The organism is Brucella tritici (assembly GCF_902825325.1).
In the GTDB taxonomy this organism is placed as follows: Bacteria; Pseudomonadota; Alphaproteobacteria; order Rhizobiales; family Rhizobiaceae; genus Brucella.
Window position 1 is genome coordinate 29,655 of sequence record NZ_CADEAR010000018.1, and the last position, 18,157, is coordinate 47,811.

Here is an 18,157-nt window from a genome sequence, read left to right on the forward strand (position 1 = left end):
TTCCGACGATTCCATTTAAACCGGAACCGCTCTAAACTGAGAGACGTGGCACCGCTTCGATAAGCGCTCTAGTGACGGGCGCTTGCGGTGCCGTTATCAGTTCACGCGTCGGGCGGCATTCAACAATCTGCCCGCGCTCCATCACGGCGATACGGTCCGCCATCTGTGCCGCGACCGCTAGATCATGGGTGATGAAAAGATAAGCCGTCTGATCGGCTTTCTGTATATCCCGCAACAGGTTGAGAATGGCGCCGCGCACGGTGACATCGAGCGCCGAGACCGCCTCGTCCAGCACGATCAGCGACGGAGCAGTTGCAAGCGCCCGCGCAATCGCGACACGCTGGCGCTGCCCGCCGGAAATCTCGTGGACGCCGCGCCGCACCAGCGCCGGATCAAGCCCGACCGTTTGCAGAAGGCTCGCAACATCGCGCTTGAGCCCGTGGATACGCAGCGGCTCGCGTAAGAGATCGTAGACGCTCGCACGCGGATTGAAAGCCGAGAGCGGGTCCTGAAACACCATCTGCATGCGCGCCCGCTCTTTGCGGAGATTGGCACCTGTGAGCGCCAGCCAGTCCTTACCTTCGAAGCGGATTGTGCCGCTTTCAAGCAGATGAAGCCGCAGCAGTGCCCGCGCCAACGTGGACTTACCACTGCCGGACGGGCCAACCAGCGCCAATGTCTCGCCCGGCTGGATCGTGAGGCTGACACCATCGAGCGCAAGGGCGTCGCCATAGCGCAAACTGAGATTGTCGGCTTTCAGAAGCGGATCAGCCATGGGACGTCTCATGGGCTGCCTCCAGCACCGGCACGGCAGCGATCAGCGCCTTCGTATATTCTGTTTGTGGGTCAGAAATGATCGTTCGAGCGGGGCCAAGTTCCACCAGCACACCCCGCCGGAAAACCGCGATGCGGTCAGCCAGTCCCGATGCCAAAGCGATGTCATGAGTGATGAAAATCAGCGTCATCCCGTCTGCACGCACCAGTTCGCGCAAGAGCGAGACAATCTCCTTCTGCACGATGGTGTCGAGCGCGCTTGTCGGCTCGTCGGCAATCAGCAGGCGGGGACCGGCGGCAATAGCGAGCGCAATCGCGATGCGCTGTTTCTGGCCGCCGGAAAACTGATGTGGATAGCGCGAAAAACTTAACTCCGGTTGTGGAATGTAGACCCGCTTTAAGAGGCTGACTGCTTTGGCTTTCGCCGTCGTCCTGTCGATTTTCGCATGGGCGCGAATGGTCTCGACAAGTTGCGCGCCAACCGTCATCAGCGGGTCGAAGCTCGATGCAGGATCCTGAAACACGAAGCCGATGTCGCGTCCCGGTCGCCGCTTGCCATCCGCCCAATCCATGCGGCCCGAAATGCGGGCATTGCCCGGCAGGAGCGAGGCCAAGGCCAGCGCCAGCGTGCTTTTGCCCGAGCCGCTTTCGCCAATGATCGCCAGTGTTTCACCGCGACGGATATCGAGGTCGATAGTCTCCAGCGCCATTTCACGGCCATAGTGCACGGAAAGCTGTTCCAGCCGAACGATCACCGTCATGATTGCACCTCGCGCCGGGACAAGGCGTTCGTCAGCCCTTCGCCCGCCAGATAGACGCCCACAACAGTCAATGCCAGCGCCAGTCCCGGCAGGATCGAAAGCCAGGGTGCCGAACGCAGGACCGTGCGCCCCTCGGCAATCATGCCGCCCCAGGTGACGCGGTTCGGATCACCCAGCCCCAGAAAGGACAGAGCCGCTTCGATCAATATGGCGGAAGCGACGACCACCGGCACCAGCGCCAAAACCGGCGGCAGAGCGTTGGGCAGTATCTGGCGGAAAGCGATTTCCATCGGATGCATGCCGATGACACGAGCCGACGCCACGTAATCGCTTTCGCGGATTGTGAGCACCTGTCCGCGTGTGAGGCGCGCAGCCTGCGTCCAGCTTGAAAGCGCAATCGCGGCAATCAACACCGGCAGTGTCGGCCCGGCAATGCTGACCAGCGCCAACGCCAGCAGAAAGCCCGGCACGGTCTGGAAGGCTTCCGTAATCCGCATCAGAACTTCATCGACGATACCGCCCGCAAAACCGGCCAGCGTCCCGATGATGCTGCCGAGGATAATTGAGGCCAAGGCAGCGGCCAGCCCAACGCCAAGCGATGTGCGCGCGCCGTAGAAAAGTTCAGCCAGAACATTGCGTCCAAGCCGGTCGGTCCCGAAGATAAAATCTTTATTGTCAAAGGGTTGCAGCAACGGCGTTGAGACAATGCTTAAAGGATCGGCGGGAAAGATGAGAGGGGCGGCAAGTGCTGCCAGTACGAGCAGCGCCAGCAGGATTGCGCCTGCTAAACCCTCGCCTGTTCTGAAATAACGTTTCACCCCGTTCATACCGCGCGGCCTCCGGTCGCGATACGTGGATCAAGCCAGAGATAGATCAGGTCGATAAGGAAATTGACCACGATCACCATGATGGCGCTGACCAGAATGACGCCGAGCAGAAGCGGCGTGTCACGGCTTGCGACAGCCTCCTGCGCCAGTCGCCCCAGACCCGGCACGGCGAAAACGCTTTCGATCACCACGCTGCCGCCGAGCATGGATGCGGCCTGCAGGCCCAGCACGGTGACGAGCGGCAGCAAGGCGTTGCGCGCCACGTGGCGCAGGACAATGCGCGAATGCGAAATACCCCTCGCCCGCAAGGCGCGCACGAAATCCATACGCCATGTCTCGGCCATGGCGGCGCGCATGACCCGCAAGTAAAGTGCCAGATAGATCACCGCCAGCGAAACAACCGGCAGCACCAGATGAACTGCAATGTCGCCAGCCCGCGCCAGCCCATGCTTGCCGGAAGCGATTGTTTCAATGCCGCTCGACGGCAACCAGCGCAGCCTGATCGAAAACAGGATGACCAGCACGAGCGCCAGCCAGAAACCGGGGATCGCATAGAGGATTAGCGATGCCACGGAGAGAAACCGGTCGCGAAAGCTTCCGGGCTTCGCCCCTGCCACGATGCCAAGAAGCGAGCCCACGGCAAAAGACAAGGCAGTCGCCGCCCCCATCAGCAGAAGTGTGTTGGGCAAGCGTTCCAGTATAACATCGAGAATGGGCCGGTTGAAACTGACGGACCGGCCAAGATTACCCTGCGCAAGGGCTGCCAGATAGGCCCCGAGCCGATGCCAGACCGATTGATCCAACCCCCAGCGCGCGCGCATTTCGGCAATCGTTGCCGCATCGCCGCCGAATGTCACGGCATAGGCGTCAACGGCATCCCCCGGCGCGCTTTCTACCAGGAAAAAGCAGCCGACAATGACAATCAGCAGCACGATGAAGCTGCCGAGCAGTCGTTTGCGGAGAAGGGCCAGAATCTGTTTCACGATGACAGGATACAATCAATCGGAAAGGTTCGTCACTGCTCCAGCCACGTATCCGCCCAGTTGGAAACAGCCCAGCGAGGATTGTTGGAAACATTCTTCACGCGGTCACGGGCAACGGTGATGAAACCCCATTCCGCCACGTTAATCAGTGGCAAATCTGCCTCCACCATCTGCTGGAACTGATGATAGAGCGCCGTGCGCTTTTTCTCATCAATTTCGCGTGCGGCTTTGGCGATCAGCGCGTCCAGTTCAGCATTGGCGTAGCCGCCCTGATTGGAAAACGGCACGCCTGCCGGGATACCGCTTTCGACCAGAATTGTCGTGGATATGGCCGGATCGCCGCGATAAACCGTCGGTGCAATCGCCAGATCGAAGTCATGATCGGTGTAAACTGCCTTCTGGTGCGCGGCGGAATCATTATTGACGATGCGCGCATCGATGCCGACAGCAGCAAGCGCCTGACGCAGATAATCGCCGAACTGTTTCGTTTCATTGAAATAGGGCGCAGGAAGAAGCTTGAGCGCGAAGCGCGTGCCGTCCTTGCCCCGCTTGTAGCCAGCCTCGTCCAGAAGCGCATTCGCCTTCGCGACGTCGAACGGATAGGACGGCACGTCATCGGTATAAAACTGGCTGTCATAACGCGGCACAGGACCGGTCGAGGTTTTGGCATAACCGAGGAAAATCGTCTTCACTACAAAATCGCGGTCGATGGCATGAGCGATCGCCTGCCGAACCTTCAGGTCCGCCAGCTCCTTGCGGCGGTGGTTGATCTCCACCACAAGCTGATAGGTCAGCGCTTCATAGCCTTTCGAAATCACCGTCAGGCCCGGAACCTTCGAAATCCGGTCCAGATCGGCGAGCGGCACGGCGGAAAAAGCGGTAAGATCGATTTCTTCGGCCTCCAGCGCGCCTGCGGCTGCGGCACGGTCCGGTAACACGCGATAGACGATCTCATCCAGATAAGGCTCACCCTTGCCCCAATAATCATCGTTCCGTGTCAGCCGGTAATATTCTCCGGTCTTGTGCTCGGCATATTTGAACGGACCGGTTCCGACGAGCTTCTCATTGGCCGGATTGGCCATGATATCACTGCCCGCAAAGACGTGTTTCGGCAGCACTGCGGTCAATGCCGGTAAGGCATTACGGATAAGCTGGAAGGGCGTCGGCTCGGAGAAATGGAAGATGGCGGTAAGATCGTCCGGCGTATCAACCTTCTCCAGCGCCTTGAACACAACACGTCCCAGGTTTTGCAGCGGTTTCCAGACTTCCATGGCCGAAAATGCCACATCCGCCGATGTAAACGGCTTGCCGTCATGCCATTTGACGCCTTCGCGCAGGTGGAACGTTGCCGTCAGCCCGTCGGTCGAACCTTCCCAGCTCGTGGCAAGCCGTGGCGTGAGACCATTTTCACCTTCAAAAGACGCTTCCGCCAGAGGCTCGATCACCTTGCTTGCGACGAAGAAAACGCCATTGGACGCAACGATGGCCGGGTTCAGATTACGTGGTTCTGAATCTGCGGCCACGACCAGCCGCCCGCCTTTCTGCGCCTCACCAGCCGCATTCGACCGTTGCGGCCAGATGGCGATAGCGGCCAAAGCGGTCGATCCCGCCAGAAAAGCCCTACGCGACAGAACCAGTTGAGCCATATCCATTGCCCCGCAATCACATTTTCATTCTCTGACTTTTTTATACCAGTCATCCGAATTTGACAGGATCAAAACCTGTCACCCGAACAATAAATATCGAAAAAAACATCGTTTTTCGGGATATTTAACCGTCAAGTAAAAATAAGATTTCAATGATTTGCTAGCTTATTATTGCAGTATTTCAACCTATGCGTTTGAATTATTTTTCCGATAAAAGCTTATTTAAAGAAAATCGCCTCTTGCCAAACAGGCCTTCTTCCGTAGATCATGGTTAATTATGTGTTGTCGTATTTCGTGAGCTTCCATTTCGACACGGCACACATAGACCACTGAAGAGCAATTCATGGCTCTTGTTTAAATGCATTTGTTCGCCCCAATTCATTTCCCAGGCAACAAATGCCCCCTAGTTACTCGCGCATCTTGTTCCGAGAACCGTTTCACACTTTTCGGGATGCGCTCTAAGGCTAAACCACATTGGAAGAGAGGAAACAGAAATGTCTAGTTTGCTGCCCCCGCTTCATGACGGTCACGCACCGATCTATCTGCATCATGCATTCCAGGATGCGGTCGATGCCTATGAAGATTGGGCTCTGGAAACGACCGAACCGTCCGTTCAGGTCAACGGCAAGGTTACACGGATCAGCGTCGTCTTTCGTCGCCTGTGGAACTGCACCGATATGGTGCCGCGCCACACGCTGGAAGCGCTGAAGGATATCGTCCCGACCGGCATCATTCATGCCGAACACTGGAAGGAAACGCCGACATTTGCAGAAGCTGCCCGCATCATGCGTGCCGCTCTGGAACGGCGCAAGGCGCGACGGCTCCCGGTCGTGTGCTGATTTTCCTGAACCCCATAAAGGAAACGGGCGGATTTTCCGCCCGTTTTGCATTTCTCGCTCTGAAACAACGCGCTCTAAACGACAGGATCAAGCTTACGGAACCGCACGCGGGCGCTGCGTTCGATGGCGGCAACGGTCAGCTCATCGAGCGTCCAGCGGTCACGCAACATCTGGAGGAACTCCAGCTCCTCCTGCTCCACATGCAGATCGGCGGCGGCCACCTCGACAGCCAGCGCATAGGCCGTATCGTAGAGGCGTTCCGGCAACGCTTCATGAGCGAGGTCGAGAATTTTCTCAAGGCCGTCTTCGTACGCCAGCAACGCATAGCAATCATTGGCAAGCTGCGGCAGACGCCCAGTATCGAAACCACGGAAAACCGGCAGGCGCGTCACCACATTGCCGATGGATTCCAGTTCGGCATCGGTCATGGTGGTATCGGCTGCAGACGTCGTAATCATGATATAGACGAGTGCATCCTGCGGGGTGATCTTTTTCATCGCGTACTCCTGCACAACAATGGCCGGAATCAACTCCAACGGCCCAAATTGGTTTGAAAGTTAGGAAGCCGCATCCCGTTGCGCAAGGAAATTCGGTCGCAACCGTTGACGGACAGTGGTTGCCGCGCCATAGAGCAGTATGCGCCTCCCTTGCGCGTAAGTTTTAACGAGTAGCCCCCTTCACAGGATTGAACCATGACCTCGCACCGCCTTCCCGAAATCACGCTGACCCCGGAACTGACCGTGGCGGCTGCGGAAGCGAAAGCATGGCCTTTTGAAGAAGCGAAGAAAATCCTCAAGCGCTATGCAAAGACCGGCCTGCCGGAGACAGTGATCTTCGAGACCGGCTATGGTCCTTCCGGCCTGCCGCATATCGGCACGTTCGGCGAAGTGGCGCGCACCTCGATGGTGCGCCATGCCTTCCGCATCCTGACCGAAGACAAGGTCAAGACGCGCCTGATCTGCTTTTCGGACGATCTCGACGGCATGCGCAAGATTCCGGACAATGTGCCGGACAAGGCAGCTCTTGAGCCCTATCTGCAAATGCCGCTTTCGACCGTTCCGAACCCGTTCGGCGGCGACTACAAGAGCTTTGCGGATCACAACAACGCCATGCTGTGCCGCTTCCTCGACACTTTCGGCTTCGATTACGAATTCGCCAGCGCGACCGAGTATTACAAGTCCGGCAAGTTCGACGCCGTGCTTCTCAAGGCCGTCGAGCGCTATGATGACATCATGAAGGTCATGCTGCCGACACTCGGCGAAGAGCGTCAGGCTACCTACAGCCCGTTCCTGCCGATCTCGCCGAAGTCCGGCCGCGTGCTTTACGTGCCGATGAAGAGCGTGGATGCCAAGGCTGGCACCATCACGTTCGACGATGAAGACGGCGTTGAAACCACCCTGTCCGTCACAGGCGGCAAGGTGAAGCTGCAGTGGAAGCCGGATTTCGGCATGCGCTGGGCAGCGCTCGGCGTCGATTTCGAAATGTTCGGCAAGGACCACCAGACCAATGCGGGCGTTTATGACCGCATTTGCGAAATCCTCGGCGGTCGCGCACCGGAACATTTCGTCTACGAACTGTTCCTCGACCAGCTTGGCCAGAAGATTTCCAAATCCAAGGGCAACGGCATTTCCATCGATGAATGGCTGGCCTATGCGCCGACCGAAAGCCTTGCGCTCTACAACTTCCAGAAGCCGAAGACCGCCAAGCGTCTCTATTTCGATGTCATTCCGAAGGCGGTGGACGAATATTTCACCTATCTCTCGGCCTATGAGCGTCAGGAATGGAAGGACCGGCTGAACAATCCGGTCTGGCACATTCATTACGGCAATCCGCCGAAGGTGAACCTGCCGGTCACCTTCGCGCTGATGCTCAATCTGGTCAGTGCATCGAATGCCGAAAATCCGGCTGTGCTGTGGGGCTTCATCTCACGCCATGTGCCGGGCGTCACGCCGGAAAACAACCCGGAACTCGACGCGCTCGTCGGCTATGCGATCCGTTACTTCAACGATTTCGTGAAGCCGACCAAGCAGTTCCGCGCGCCTGACGATGTAGAGCGCGCAGCGCTCGAAGCGCTGGATGCCAAGCTTGCAACGCTGCCTGCCGGCAGCGATGGCAACGACATCCAGAATGCCATTCTCGATGTTGCCCGTGCCATCGAGCGTTATCAGGATCACACCAAGAAGAGCCCGGAAGGCGGTCCCGGTGTTTCGGTTTCCTTCTTCCAGATGCTCTATGAAGTGCTGATCGGCCAGGAACGCGGACCGCGCTTCGGCTCTTTCGTCGCACTTTACGGCGTCGACGAAACCCGCGCGCTAATCAAAAAGGCATTGGCTGGCGAACTGGCGTAGACATCAAGACATGCTCTAACCCAGACCAATGAATTCAAACAATAAGGGCGGCTTCGAGCCGCCCTTATTGTTTTGTACCGACACCCTCATCCTGAGCCTGTCGAAGGATCGAAGGACGAGAGTTCAGAAAGCACAAGCCCGACCCTTCGGCCCGACCCTTTGACACGCTGCTTCGCACCGGCTCAGGATAAGGCTTGGTTGCCGCCCAGAACGGGATGATGGTTTGATTTAGAGCAGTCCCAGTTCAAACGGAGTTGCCGGAACCGCTCTAACTATTTGTTTCGACGCATTGTCCGACGCATCGAAGCGGGATCAGAAATCAGTCCAGTGGACTGATTTCCCCGCGTAGGCGCTACGCACTTTTGCTGGAAATGCTCTCAATTCGGCCGCTCTATTGTGCGGGCGGCGCGGGCGGAAAATCACCCTGCGTCTGTGGGGACGGCGAAGACGGCTGCGGCTCCGTTTCAGGGGCCAGCGGCGAAGGATTATCCATCATATTGCCGCTATCCGGCTCCGGATTGGGCAGCGACGTATCAGGCTTGTCGCCGAAGATACCGAGGCGAGCCTCCACGGCCTTGCGGCCCGCTTCGTCATAGGCACCGCCCGGAACAGCCTTCGCCCAGCCATTGGCGACGAGCCATGCGGCTGCATCTTCATTGCCCAGCGTGCACTCGGTTGCGACTGCCGCACCGCTGTCGTTTTCAGGCAGGCGGCACATGACGGCACGAGAGCGCAGCCATTGCCGGAAGGCAGTGCGCGCCTGCATGCCGCATGGCCAGCTTTCGCCGGAAGCTGTCTGGCATGTCTGTTCGACGGGAACGATTTCGATGCCCTGCAGTTCGATCATGCGGCCCTGACTTTCCAGCCGTCCGGCGGCCACCGCGACAGGGCGCTGCAAAAGCTGCATCTGTTCGCCCGCATCGACAGGTGTAGCCGGTGCAGGTGGCTCTGGCGGCTTGGGTGTGGATGCAAGACCAAGATCGCTCAGCGGCGGACGCGGTGCCTCGCGTTGCATGTCACTTTCACTGGATTGATCGTTAGCCGTGCCGTTTTCCGGCGATGCAGGTGACTGCCCTTCAGCGGGTGCGCCCTCGCCCGGCTGCGGTGAGGTCCCCTCCGGTGCATTGCCCGTTTCAGGCGGTGTTCCCGGTTCATTATAGTCAAACTGTTCGACAACGATGCCGTTGCCCGTACCGGAGCCGGTCTGCGTGTCACCGGAATTGATGACGACAGGTCGATCCAGCGCGCCATAGAACGGCGCCACGAAGGCTGCGACCAGAACTGCGCCTGTTATGCCAGCCAGACCGCCGAAAACGGCGCGCGCATGGCTTCTGTCCTGCGATTGCGCCATTACTGGCTCGCCCACAAAATGCGGGCGACCCATTCGATATCCTTCGACTCGAAGATGCGGTTCGGATGTTCGGGATTGAGCGAGTGAAGCTCAATGGTTCGCGGCGTCTGGCGATGCAGGATCTTGGCCATCACTTCTCCGTCTTTCGTTCGCACCACCACGCGATCGCCCCGGCGAATGGCGGTATTGGGTGCAACGATCAGCGTATCGCCATCACGATAAAGGGGCAACATCGAGTCACCCGAAACCTCCAGCGCATACACACTTTCCCCCGATCCGGCGGGAAATTCCACAATGTCCCAGCCTTGCCCCGCCGGGAAACCGGCATCGTCGAAATAGCCGCCCGCACCGGCTTCGGCCATGCCGAGCAACGGGATCGACTGCATGTCCTGCGTATATTCGCCGAATTGCGGCGTGCGGTTTTCGCCCTGAATGAGCCGCGTGAACTCATCGAAGGTCGAGCCGGTTGCCTCCATCACCTTGGCGAGCGATTCCGTCGAAGGCCAGCGCGCGCGCCCGTCGGAAGCATAGCGCTTGGATTTGTTAAAGGTCGTTGGGTCCAGCCCTGCCCGACGCGCCAGCCCGGACGCACTCAGGGAATGACGTTCAGCCAGGGCATCGATGGCCGCCCACACGCTCTCGTGAGAAAACATAGTCATGATCCGCCACGTAGGTTCCAACATATCTTCCTGAACAGTCCCCATCAGGAAAGATATGCTTCAAAGGATTTTAAACCTAATTTCCGTCCCATCTTCGGCTTCAACCTACCGAAAAAGCTATAATTACGCAAGACGGCTGAATTAACAGGGAAAATTTTCTTATTTTCAGGCTATGTCATTTCAGCAAAAGCGGATCACGCAAACAAAAAGCGCGGCATGAAACATGCCGCGCCTGATGATTTTGCGAAGGAGGGAGCTTACGCTGCCTTCTTCGTTTCCGTCTTGTACGGGTTGAAGCGCTGATAGAAGCTTTCGCCGTTCTCGGCCATGTCGAGCAGAAGCTTCGGCGCCTTGAACTGCTGGCCGTATTTCTTCTGCAAGTCCTTGGCGAGCTTGACGAATTTCTTCGCGCCCATGCCATCGATATAGGACAGCGTACCCCCTGTATAAGGCGCAAAACCGAAGGCAAGGATGGAGCCGACATCCGCTTCACGCGGATCGGTGACGATGCCTTCTTCCATCACGCGGGCAGCTTCCAGAGCGATGGTGACGAGGAAGCGTTCCTTCAGCTCCTTCACATCGATCTTGTCAGGATTCTGCTGCTGATAGAGATCCTTGAGGCCCGGCCACAGATGCTTCTTGGCGGGCTTTGCCGGATAATCGTAGAATCCCTTACCGTTCTTGCGGCCCTTGCGGTCGAACTCGTTGACGAGCTTGTCCACCAGTTCCACATGGCGCGGATCGACAGCCTTTTCACCAAGATCGGCAAGGGTTGCCTTGAGGATCTTCTGCGACAGGTCGATGGCCGTCTCGTCGTTGAGCGCAAGCGGGCCAACCGGCATGCCGGCCATGCGGGCGGCATTCTCGATCATCGCAGCCGGAACACCTTCAACAAGCATGTTGTAGGCTTCCGACATATAGCGCAGCACGCAGCGATTGACGTAGAAGCCACGCGTGTCGTTGACGACAATCGGCGTCTTCTTGATTGCACGCACGTAATCGAGGGCTACGGCCAATGCCTTGTCGGAGGTCTTCTTGCCGAGGATCACTTCCACCAGCATCATCTTGTCGACCGGCGAGAAGAAGTGGATGCCGATGAAATTCTTCGGACGCTTCGATACCTTGGCAAGACCGCTGATCGGCAGGGTCGAAGTGTTGGATGCGAAGATCGCGGAAGACTTCAGCACTTCCTCGGCCTTCTCGGTCGCGACACGCTTGACTTCGCGGTCTTCGAACACGGCTTCGATCACCAGATCGGCACCGTCGAGTTCGGCATAATCCGGCGTCGCGGTGATGAGCGACAGAAGCTTTTCCTTGTCGGCCTCAGTAGCGCGGCCCTTCTGCATTTCCTTGGTGACGAGATCGGCGGTATGCGCCTTACCCTTGTCGGCGGCTTCCTGATCGCGGTCGATCAGCACCACCGGAATGCCGGCCTTGGCGGTCACATAAGCAATGCCCGCCCCCATGAAACCAGCGCCGATGACGCCGATTTTCTTGAGCTTGGTCGGCTTTTCATCCGCCGGGCGGCGCGCGCCCTTGTTCAGTTCCTGCAACGACACGAACAGCGAGCGGATCATCATGCCCGCTTCGGTCGTCTGGAGAATTTCGGTAAAGTAGCGCTGCTCAATCTTGAGACCGGTATCGAAAGGAACCAGAAGGCCTTCATAAACCGACTTCAGGATAGCGAGTGCCGCCGGATAATTGCCGGACGTTTCGCGACGCAGGATTGCCGTTGCAGCAGGCCAAAGGTTCGCACCAGCAGCCGAATAGATCGCGCCGCCCGGCAGCTTGAAGCCCTTTTCATCCCAGGGCTGAACCGGCTTGAGGCCGCCCTTGATGAGCTTCTTGGCTGTTTCGACCAGCTTCTTGGCCGGAGCGATCTCGGTGACGAGACCCATAGCCTTGGCGCGTTGCGCCGTCAGGCTGGAACCGGTCGTCATCATCTGAAGCGCATCCTGCTGGTTGGCAAGGCGCGGAACGCGCTGTGTACCGCCAGCGCCCGGAAACAGGCCGACTTTCACTTCCGGCAGGGCCATCTTCACGCCCGGAGCATCGGATGCCACGCGGGCATGGCAGGCGAGCGACATTTCAAACGCACCGCCCATGCAGGTGCCGTTGATGGCCGAAACCCAAGGCTTGCCGCAGGTTTCAAGCTTGCGGAAAAGGCCGCTCATTTTGCCGACATTGTCGAACAGGGTCTGGACCGCGCCTTGTGGGTCCTTGGCCTTCTGCTTCTGAAACTCCTTGAACATGCCTTCCAGCATGGTCAGGTCGGCGCCACCGGAGAAGCTTTCCTTGCCGGACGTGATGACCACGCCCTTGATCTTGTCATCGGCAACCACCGCGTCGATGATGGCGTTCAGTTCCTGCATCGCCTCGACGGTGAAAACATTCATCGACTTTTCAGGCATGTCCCAGGTGACGAGGGCAATGCCGTCGGCGTCGGTCTCAACTTTGAAATTCGTGTAAGCCATTCGTAAAAACCTCCCTCGCCCTTATACGCGCTCGATGATCGTCGCCGTGCCCATGCCAGCACCAATGCACAAGGTCACCAGCGCGGTGTTGAGATCGCGGCGTTCCAGCTCATCCAGCACCGTACCGAGGATCATCGCGCCGGTTGCGCCGAGCGGATGGCCCATGGCAATCGCGCCGCCATTGACGTTGATCTTGTCGTGCGGAATGTCGAAAGCCTGCATATAGCGCAGCACCACAGCGGCGAAGGCTTCGTTGAGTTCGAACAGGTCGATATCCGAAATCTTCAGCTTTGCCTGCTTGAGCAGTTTTTCCGTCACATCGACCGGGCCGGTCAGCATCAGCGCCGGGTCGGAGCCGATATTGGCGAAAGCGCGGATACGGGCGCGCGGCTTGATGTCGAACGCCTTGCCAGCCTTCTTGGAGCCAACCAGAACGCCCGCTGCGCCATCGACGATACCCGATGAATTCCCGGCATGGTGAACGTGATTGACCGTTTCGATTTCCGGATGCGCCTGAATGCCGACAGCATTGAAGCCGCCCATTTCGCCCGGCATCACGAAGGACGGGTTCAACTGGCCCAGCGCCTGCATGTCGGTCGTCGGGCGCATATGCTCGTCATGGTCGAGAATGGTCAGGCCGTTCTGATCCTTGATCGCAATGACCGAATTCTTGAAATAACCCTTTTCCCACGACTTGCCGGCGCGCTTCTGGCTTTCGACAGCATAGGCATCGACGTCGTCGCGGCTGAAACCGTATTTCGTGGCGATCAGATCGGCGGAAACGCCCTGCGGCATGAAATAGCCCGGGAAGCCAACCGATGGATCCATGTACCACGCGCCGCCCGACATGCCCATACCCACGCGCGACATGCTTTCAACGCCGCCCGCTATCACCAGATCATCGGCGCCGAAGGCAACCTTGGCAGCCGCCAGATTAATGGCATCGAGACCCGAAGCGCAGAAGCGCGAAATCTGGATGCCCGGGGCCTTGAAGTCGTATCCGGCTTCGAAAGCAGCAGAGCGCGGAATGACCGCACCGGCTTCGCCAACCGGATCGACACAGCCAAAAATAATGTCATCGACCTTGGCGGTATCGATGTTGTTGCGGTCGCGCAGGGATTCCAGAACCTTTGCGCCCAGACGTACGGCAGGCACTTCATGCAAGGACCCGTCCTTCTTGCCGCGGCCGCGCGGCGTCCGCACGTGATCGTAAATATAAGCCTCAGCCATTTTTTCTCCTTCCCGCCGGGTCCGAAGAACCCGGCCTAACCTTTAAAATATCGGCAGAAAATCAGAACGCATCCGCAGGCAGCGCCATCATGCTATCCGCACCCGACTGGATGCGCGCCAGATGGGCGGCACTTTCCGGCATGATACGCTCGAAATAGTACCGGGCAGTGACAAGCTTGGCTTCAAGGTAAGCCTTGTTGCCTTCACCTGCCGCCAGCTTTTCCTCGGCGACCTTGGCCATGCGGCCCCACATCAGGCCCAGCGCAACCAGACCGAAAAGGTGCATATAGTCATTGGAGGCTGCACCGGCATTGTCGGGCTTCGCCATGGCGTTCTGCATCAGCCACATGGTGGCGGCCTGAAGATCGTTGAGGCCCTTCTTCAGATGCTTGGTGAAAAAGGACAGCTTCTCGTTGTCGCGATTGGCTTCGCAGAACTCGCCGGCTTCCTTGAAGAAGGTCGTGACCGCACGACCGCCATTCAGCGCCAGCTTGCGACCGACCAGATCGAGCGCCTGAATGCCGTTCGCACCCTCATAGATCATCGCGATACGCGCATCGCGCACATATTGGCTCATGCCGTGTTCTTCGATATAGCCGTGACCGCCGAACACCTGCTGCGCCATGACGGCATGTTCAAAACCCTTGTCGGTCAGAACGCCTTTCAGCACCGGTGTCAGCAGGCCGACCAGATCATCGGCGGCCTGACGCTCGGCCTCGTCGCCGGAACGATGCGCAATATCGGAATTCAGCGCCGTCCACAGGATGAGCGCGCGGCCTGCCTCGTTGAAAGCGCGGATCGTCATCAGGTTGCGACGGATATCCGGATGCACGATAATCGGGTCGGCCTTCTTTTCCGGCTCTTTCGCGCCGGAAAGGGCGCGGCCCTGAATACGCTCGCGAGCATAGATCGCGGCATTCTGATAGGCGGTTTCGGCAATCGAAAGCCCCTGCAATGCCACGCCGAGACGCGCTTCGTTCATCATGGTGAACATGGCGCGCAGGCCCTTATGCGCCTCGCCGATCAGATAGCCGGTTGCATCGTCATAATTCATGACGCAGGTGGCGTTGCCGTGAATGCCCATCTTCTCTTCGATAGACCCACAGGAAACGCCGTTGCGCGCGCCCGGATTGCCGTTTTCATCGAGAATGAACTTCGGCACGATAAACAGCGAAATGCCCTTCACACCCTCGGGCGCACCGTCGATGCGGGCCAGCACCAGATGGATGATGTTTTCCGACATGTCATGTTCGCCAGCCGAGATGAAAATCTTCTGGCCGGAAATCTTGTAGGAGCCGTCGCCCTGTGGCGCAGCACTAGTGCGCAGCAGGCCCAGATCCGTACCGCAATGCGGTTCGGTCAGGTTCATCGTGCCGGTCCAGGTGCCTTCCACCATCTTCGGCAGATAGGTATCCTTCTGCTCATCGGTGCCGTGGGTCAGGATCGCGGCAATCGCGCCCTGTGTCAGGCCCGGATACATGGTGAGCGCCATATTGGCCGACGACATATATTCGCCGACAGCCGTGTGCAGGAGATAGGGAAGCCCCTGTCCGCCATATTGTTCGGGCACAGCGAGACCAAGCCAGCCGCCTTCACGATACAGATCATAAGCCTGCTTGTAGCCCTTCGGCGTCGTCACCGAACCGTCCGAATGACGCTTGCAGCCTTCGCGATCAGCGGTCTGATTGACCGGGAACAGGGTGCCTTCGGCGAGCTTCGCGCCTTCAGACAGGATTGCCTCGACGACATCGGGCGACGCGTCGGCAAAGCCCGGCAGGTTGTTGTAGCGCTGATAATTCAGAACGTCGTTGAGAACGAAATTGGTATCCTCAACTGGCGCGCGATAGCTCGGCATAGAAATCCTCCAAATTCACCACCTGAGCCGTTCCGCGATGGCTGGAACGAGCCCGTAACCGCGTTTCATGCCTGCATGCCACATTATAGCGAAACGCTGTGACAGCGCGCATGTTGCAACAAAAAGGACGATTTTCTGCGAAAAACAACCATTTTTGCCGCCTTTTGACCAACCGTATCACGGATTCTGCGCACGACCAGTCAATTCAGAGCAGAAGCTAAACTACTTTGACGTTTCCGTAAACGTCAAAAATTACACAAGTTCGTGCGGGATGGGGAAATGTTCTGCTTGTAAGCGCCACCTTGGTTTGTCCTCCTGCGCCTTGGTATGGGCATTTCGTTGAATTTGATTTGTCCACTTCGAGAAATTAAGCGGAATAGATCAAAGTTTCCCATTATTATCCTTGTTGTTATCGATCACCGGAGCAAAGTGCGTCGCGTACGCCTAATTCGCTGACAGACGTCCAACTCTTCATATCAGCGAAGAAACTGAGGAAATCCCGCCGTTTCAGACTTCGCAAGGATCCTGCCTCTACCGAACACAGATGATCACCACTCATGATTGAAGCAGATGTGTAAGCTGCCTTCCCTTATATGTTGAAAATCGGGCACAGCCAGTAGACCAAAAAACGTGGCCGATGTAGCTTCAGTCAAAAATCTCGGGCTTGGATAGACGAAAATTATGCTTGCGAATACTACGTACCCGCGCGGTTCCGAGTGGAGACTGTGGGATCTTCATATTCATACGCCAGCCTCATTTCACTGGGAAGGTGTGCGATTTATACCGGGCGATGATGTCCATAATAATGGAATTATCGACGATCTAATCGTCGCCCTAAATGAAGCGCAACCGCAAGTATTCGCGTTTATGGATTACTTCACGTTCGATGGATGGTTCGCCCTAAAGCGGAGATTGAAGGATCCGGCGGCTCCCAGACTCGAAAAAACAGTCTTTCCGGGAATAGAGCTTCGTTTGTCTGCTCCGATGCGCGGCAGGTTAAACGCGCATGTCGTTTTCTCTGATAAAATCGAAGATCAACACCTCCGAGATTTCCTTTCCGCTCAGAAGCTGGAGCTAATTAATCGCCCCTTATCGGACGTGGCGCTTGCAGACTACGCACGCCGTGCATCTCCGGAAAAACTCGCTCACCACGGCTTTAAGAAAGCTGACGTTGAAGCGGATGAAACGATAGCGCGCAAAGCGGGCTACACTATTGGTGAGATAAACTGCGATGCGTACAAGGAGGCAATACGTAAGGTCCCTGACGGAATGGCGGTTGGGTTTATGCCATTTTCGACGAATGACGGTTTGACCAAGATTGATCGCAATGACCATTACGCGTATTCGCTAAGCCTCTTCGAAACATCGCCAATTTTCGAGGCGCGCGACCACGATCATTGGGCTGCCTTCGCGGGTGTTCAAACTCCCGGAAACAAAAGCTGGTTTGCGGCCTTTCAAACAGCGTTGCAAAATGTGCCTAGGCTGGCAGTCTCAGGCAGCGACTCTCATCGTTTTCGCGGCGTTGCAGGCGATAACAACCAGCGCGGATATGGCGACTTTCCCTCAAATAAAAAGACGTGGATCAAAGCTGACCCCACGTGGGAAGGACTTTTGCAGGCAATTCGCGAACCTGCGAAACGGTCATTCATTGGCGCAATGCCGCCCAAGCTAGACTTGGTTAACTCCCTAAAAACCTTTTACATAGACAAGATCGCGATTAAAAAAGTATCGACCAGCACTTTCGCAGAAGATTGGCTCGATGGCGTTGAATTGAATTTGAATCATGACCTGGTTGCAATCATCGGGAATAAGGGTAGCGGCAAAAGTGCACTAGCAGATGTGATCGCCTTGCTTGGGAATTCACAACAGCAGAAGCACTTTTCCTTCCTTCAAGCCAAACGGTTCCGTGGAAAGAACGGTGAGCCAGCGCACCATTTCCAGGGAACATTGAACTGGCTTGCTGGAGAGCCCGGTTCGATGGTTCTGAGCGACAACCCGTCTGCAGAGCGCGTCGAGTTAGTGAAGTATATCCCACAGGGGCGTTTCGAAGCCCTGTGCAACGAACACGTCATGGGCACGTCCAATGCCTTCGAAAATGAGCTTCGATCCGTTATCTTCACCCATGTTCCCACCGAGGTAGCAGACGGGGCCCTAGATTTCGACCAACTTATTGAAAAGCAGGAAGAAGTTCATCGAGCTAAGGTTGGAGAACTCCGAAAGCGACTTCGAACGCTGAACGAGGAAATCGTACATATCGAGGATCAGCTGAATCCTGCGCTAAAATTGAACCTCCAGGAACAACTGTCGTTGAAACAACAGCAGGTCGCTGAACATGTCCGTCGTCGAATGATTTGAGACTATTTTTGCTTTTGAAGATTGGAGTTTCCGGCTCGGTTTGGGGTTTGATTTA

The 18,157-nt window shown here is 57.2% G+C and carries 14 protein-coding genes; 3 read left to right on the top strand and 11 right to left on the bottom strand.

Going from position 1 to position 18,157, the window contains the following annotated elements; genetic code table 11:
• Nucleotides 1-31: 31 nt before the first annotated feature.
• Genes HWX93_RS19435 through HWX93_RS19455 form a run of 5 tightly spaced genes read right to left on the bottom strand, consistent with a single transcriptional unit; the run spans nucleotide 32 to nucleotide 4,991 of the window.
• Nucleotides 32-775 carry an ABC transporter ATP-binding protein gene (locus tag HWX93_RS19435; protein WP_176038397.1) on the bottom strand — a complete coding sequence of 248 codons (744 nt, stop codon included), beginning with the start codon at nucleotides 773-775 and terminating at the stop codon, nucleotides 32-34.
• Nucleotides 768-1,535, bottom strand: a complete 768-nt coding sequence (locus tag HWX93_RS19440; protein WP_176038398.1) for an ABC transporter ATP-binding protein — start codon at nucleotides 1,533-1,535, stop codon at nucleotides 768-770. Before HWX93_RS19440 ends, HWX93_RS19435 begins: the two co-directional genes overlap by 8 nt.
• On the bottom strand, nucleotides 1,532-2,362 hold the full coding sequence (locus HWX93_RS19445) for an ABC transporter permease (RefSeq protein ID WP_176038399.1): 831 nt from the start codon (nucleotides 2,360-2,362) through the stop codon (nucleotides 1,532-1,534). Before HWX93_RS19445 ends, HWX93_RS19440 begins: the two co-directional genes overlap by 4 nt.
• Nucleotides 2,359-3,360, bottom strand: a complete 1,002-nt coding sequence (locus HWX93_RS19450; RefSeq protein WP_176038400.1) for an ABC transporter permease — start codon at nucleotides 3,358-3,360, stop codon at nucleotides 2,359-2,361. The genes HWX93_RS19445 and HWX93_RS19450 overlap by 4 nt, the downstream gene beginning before the upstream one ends.
• Nucleotides 3,361-3,377: 17 nt before the next feature.
• Entirely contained in the window at nucleotides 3,378-4,991 is a 1,614-nt protein-coding gene (locus tag HWX93_RS19455) for an ABC transporter substrate-binding protein (protein ID WP_176038401.1), read from the bottom strand.
• A 494-nt stretch (nucleotides 4,992-5,485) separates the two neighbouring features.
• On the opposite strand from HWX93_RS19455, the gene HWX93_RS19460 reads away from it, so the two are divergent.
• Nucleotides 5,486-5,830, top strand: coding sequence for a hypothetical protein (locus HWX93_RS19460; RefSeq protein WP_109989564.1), 345 nt, complete (start codon nucleotides 5,486-5,488; stop codon nucleotides 5,828-5,830).
• A gap of 74 nt (nucleotides 5,831-5,904) precedes the next feature.
• Here HWX93_RS19460 and HWX93_RS19465 read toward each other — a convergent pair whose 3' ends face one another.
• Complete coding sequence (locus HWX93_RS19465; RefSeq protein WP_061346917.1) at nucleotides 5,905-6,327, bottom strand: tellurite resistance TerB family protein; 423 nt, start codon at nucleotides 6,325-6,327, stop codon at nucleotides 5,905-5,907.
• A gap of 195 nt (nucleotides 6,328-6,522) precedes the next feature.
• Between HWX93_RS19465 and HWX93_RS19470 the strand changes: the two genes are divergently transcribed.
• Nucleotides 6,523-8,178 carry a lysine--tRNA ligase gene (locus HWX93_RS19470; RefSeq protein WP_176038402.1) on the top strand — a complete coding sequence of 552 codons (1,656 nt, stop codon included), beginning with the start codon at nucleotides 6,523-6,525 and terminating at the stop codon, nucleotides 8,176-8,178.
• A 391-nt stretch (nucleotides 8,179-8,569) separates the two neighbouring features.
• Here HWX93_RS19470 and HWX93_RS19475 read toward each other — a convergent pair whose 3' ends face one another.
• From HWX93_RS19475 to HWX93_RS19495, 5 genes are all read right to left on the bottom strand, one after another.
• Complete coding sequence (locus tag HWX93_RS19475; protein WP_176038409.1) at nucleotides 8,570-9,529, bottom strand: thermonuclease family protein; 960 nt, start codon at nucleotides 9,527-9,529, stop codon at nucleotides 8,570-8,572.
• Complete coding sequence (locus HWX93_RS19480) at nucleotides 9,529-10,182, bottom strand: S24 family peptidase (RefSeq protein ID WP_176038408.1); 654 nt, start codon at nucleotides 10,180-10,182, stop codon at nucleotides 9,529-9,531. Before HWX93_RS19480 ends, HWX93_RS19475 begins: the two co-directional genes overlap by 1 nt.
• 263 nt (nucleotides 10,183-10,445) lie before the next feature.
• A complete protein-coding gene (locus tag HWX93_RS19485) occupies nucleotides 10,446-12,662 on the bottom strand; it encodes an FAD-dependent oxidoreductase (protein ID WP_176038403.1) in 2,217 nt (738 codons plus the stop codon).
• Between the two features lie 21 nt (nucleotides 12,663-12,683).
• Nucleotides 12,684-13,892, bottom strand: a complete 1,209-nt coding sequence (locus HWX93_RS19490; protein WP_176038404.1) for an acetyl-CoA C-acetyltransferase — start codon at nucleotides 13,890-13,892, stop codon at nucleotides 12,684-12,686.
• A 61-nt stretch (nucleotides 13,893-13,953) separates the two neighbouring features.
• Nucleotides 13,954-15,747, bottom strand: coding sequence for an acyl-CoA dehydrogenase C-terminal domain-containing protein (locus HWX93_RS19495; RefSeq protein ID WP_176038405.1), 1,794 nt, complete (start codon nucleotides 15,745-15,747; stop codon nucleotides 13,954-13,956).
• 681 nt (nucleotides 15,748-16,428) lie between these two features.
• Between HWX93_RS19495 and HWX93_RS19500 the strand changes: the two genes are divergently transcribed.
• Entirely contained in the window at nucleotides 16,429-18,102 is a 1,674-nt protein-coding gene (locus HWX93_RS19500) for a hypothetical protein (protein WP_176038406.1), read from the top strand.
• The last annotated feature ends 55 nt before the right edge of the window (nucleotides 18,103-18,157 follow it).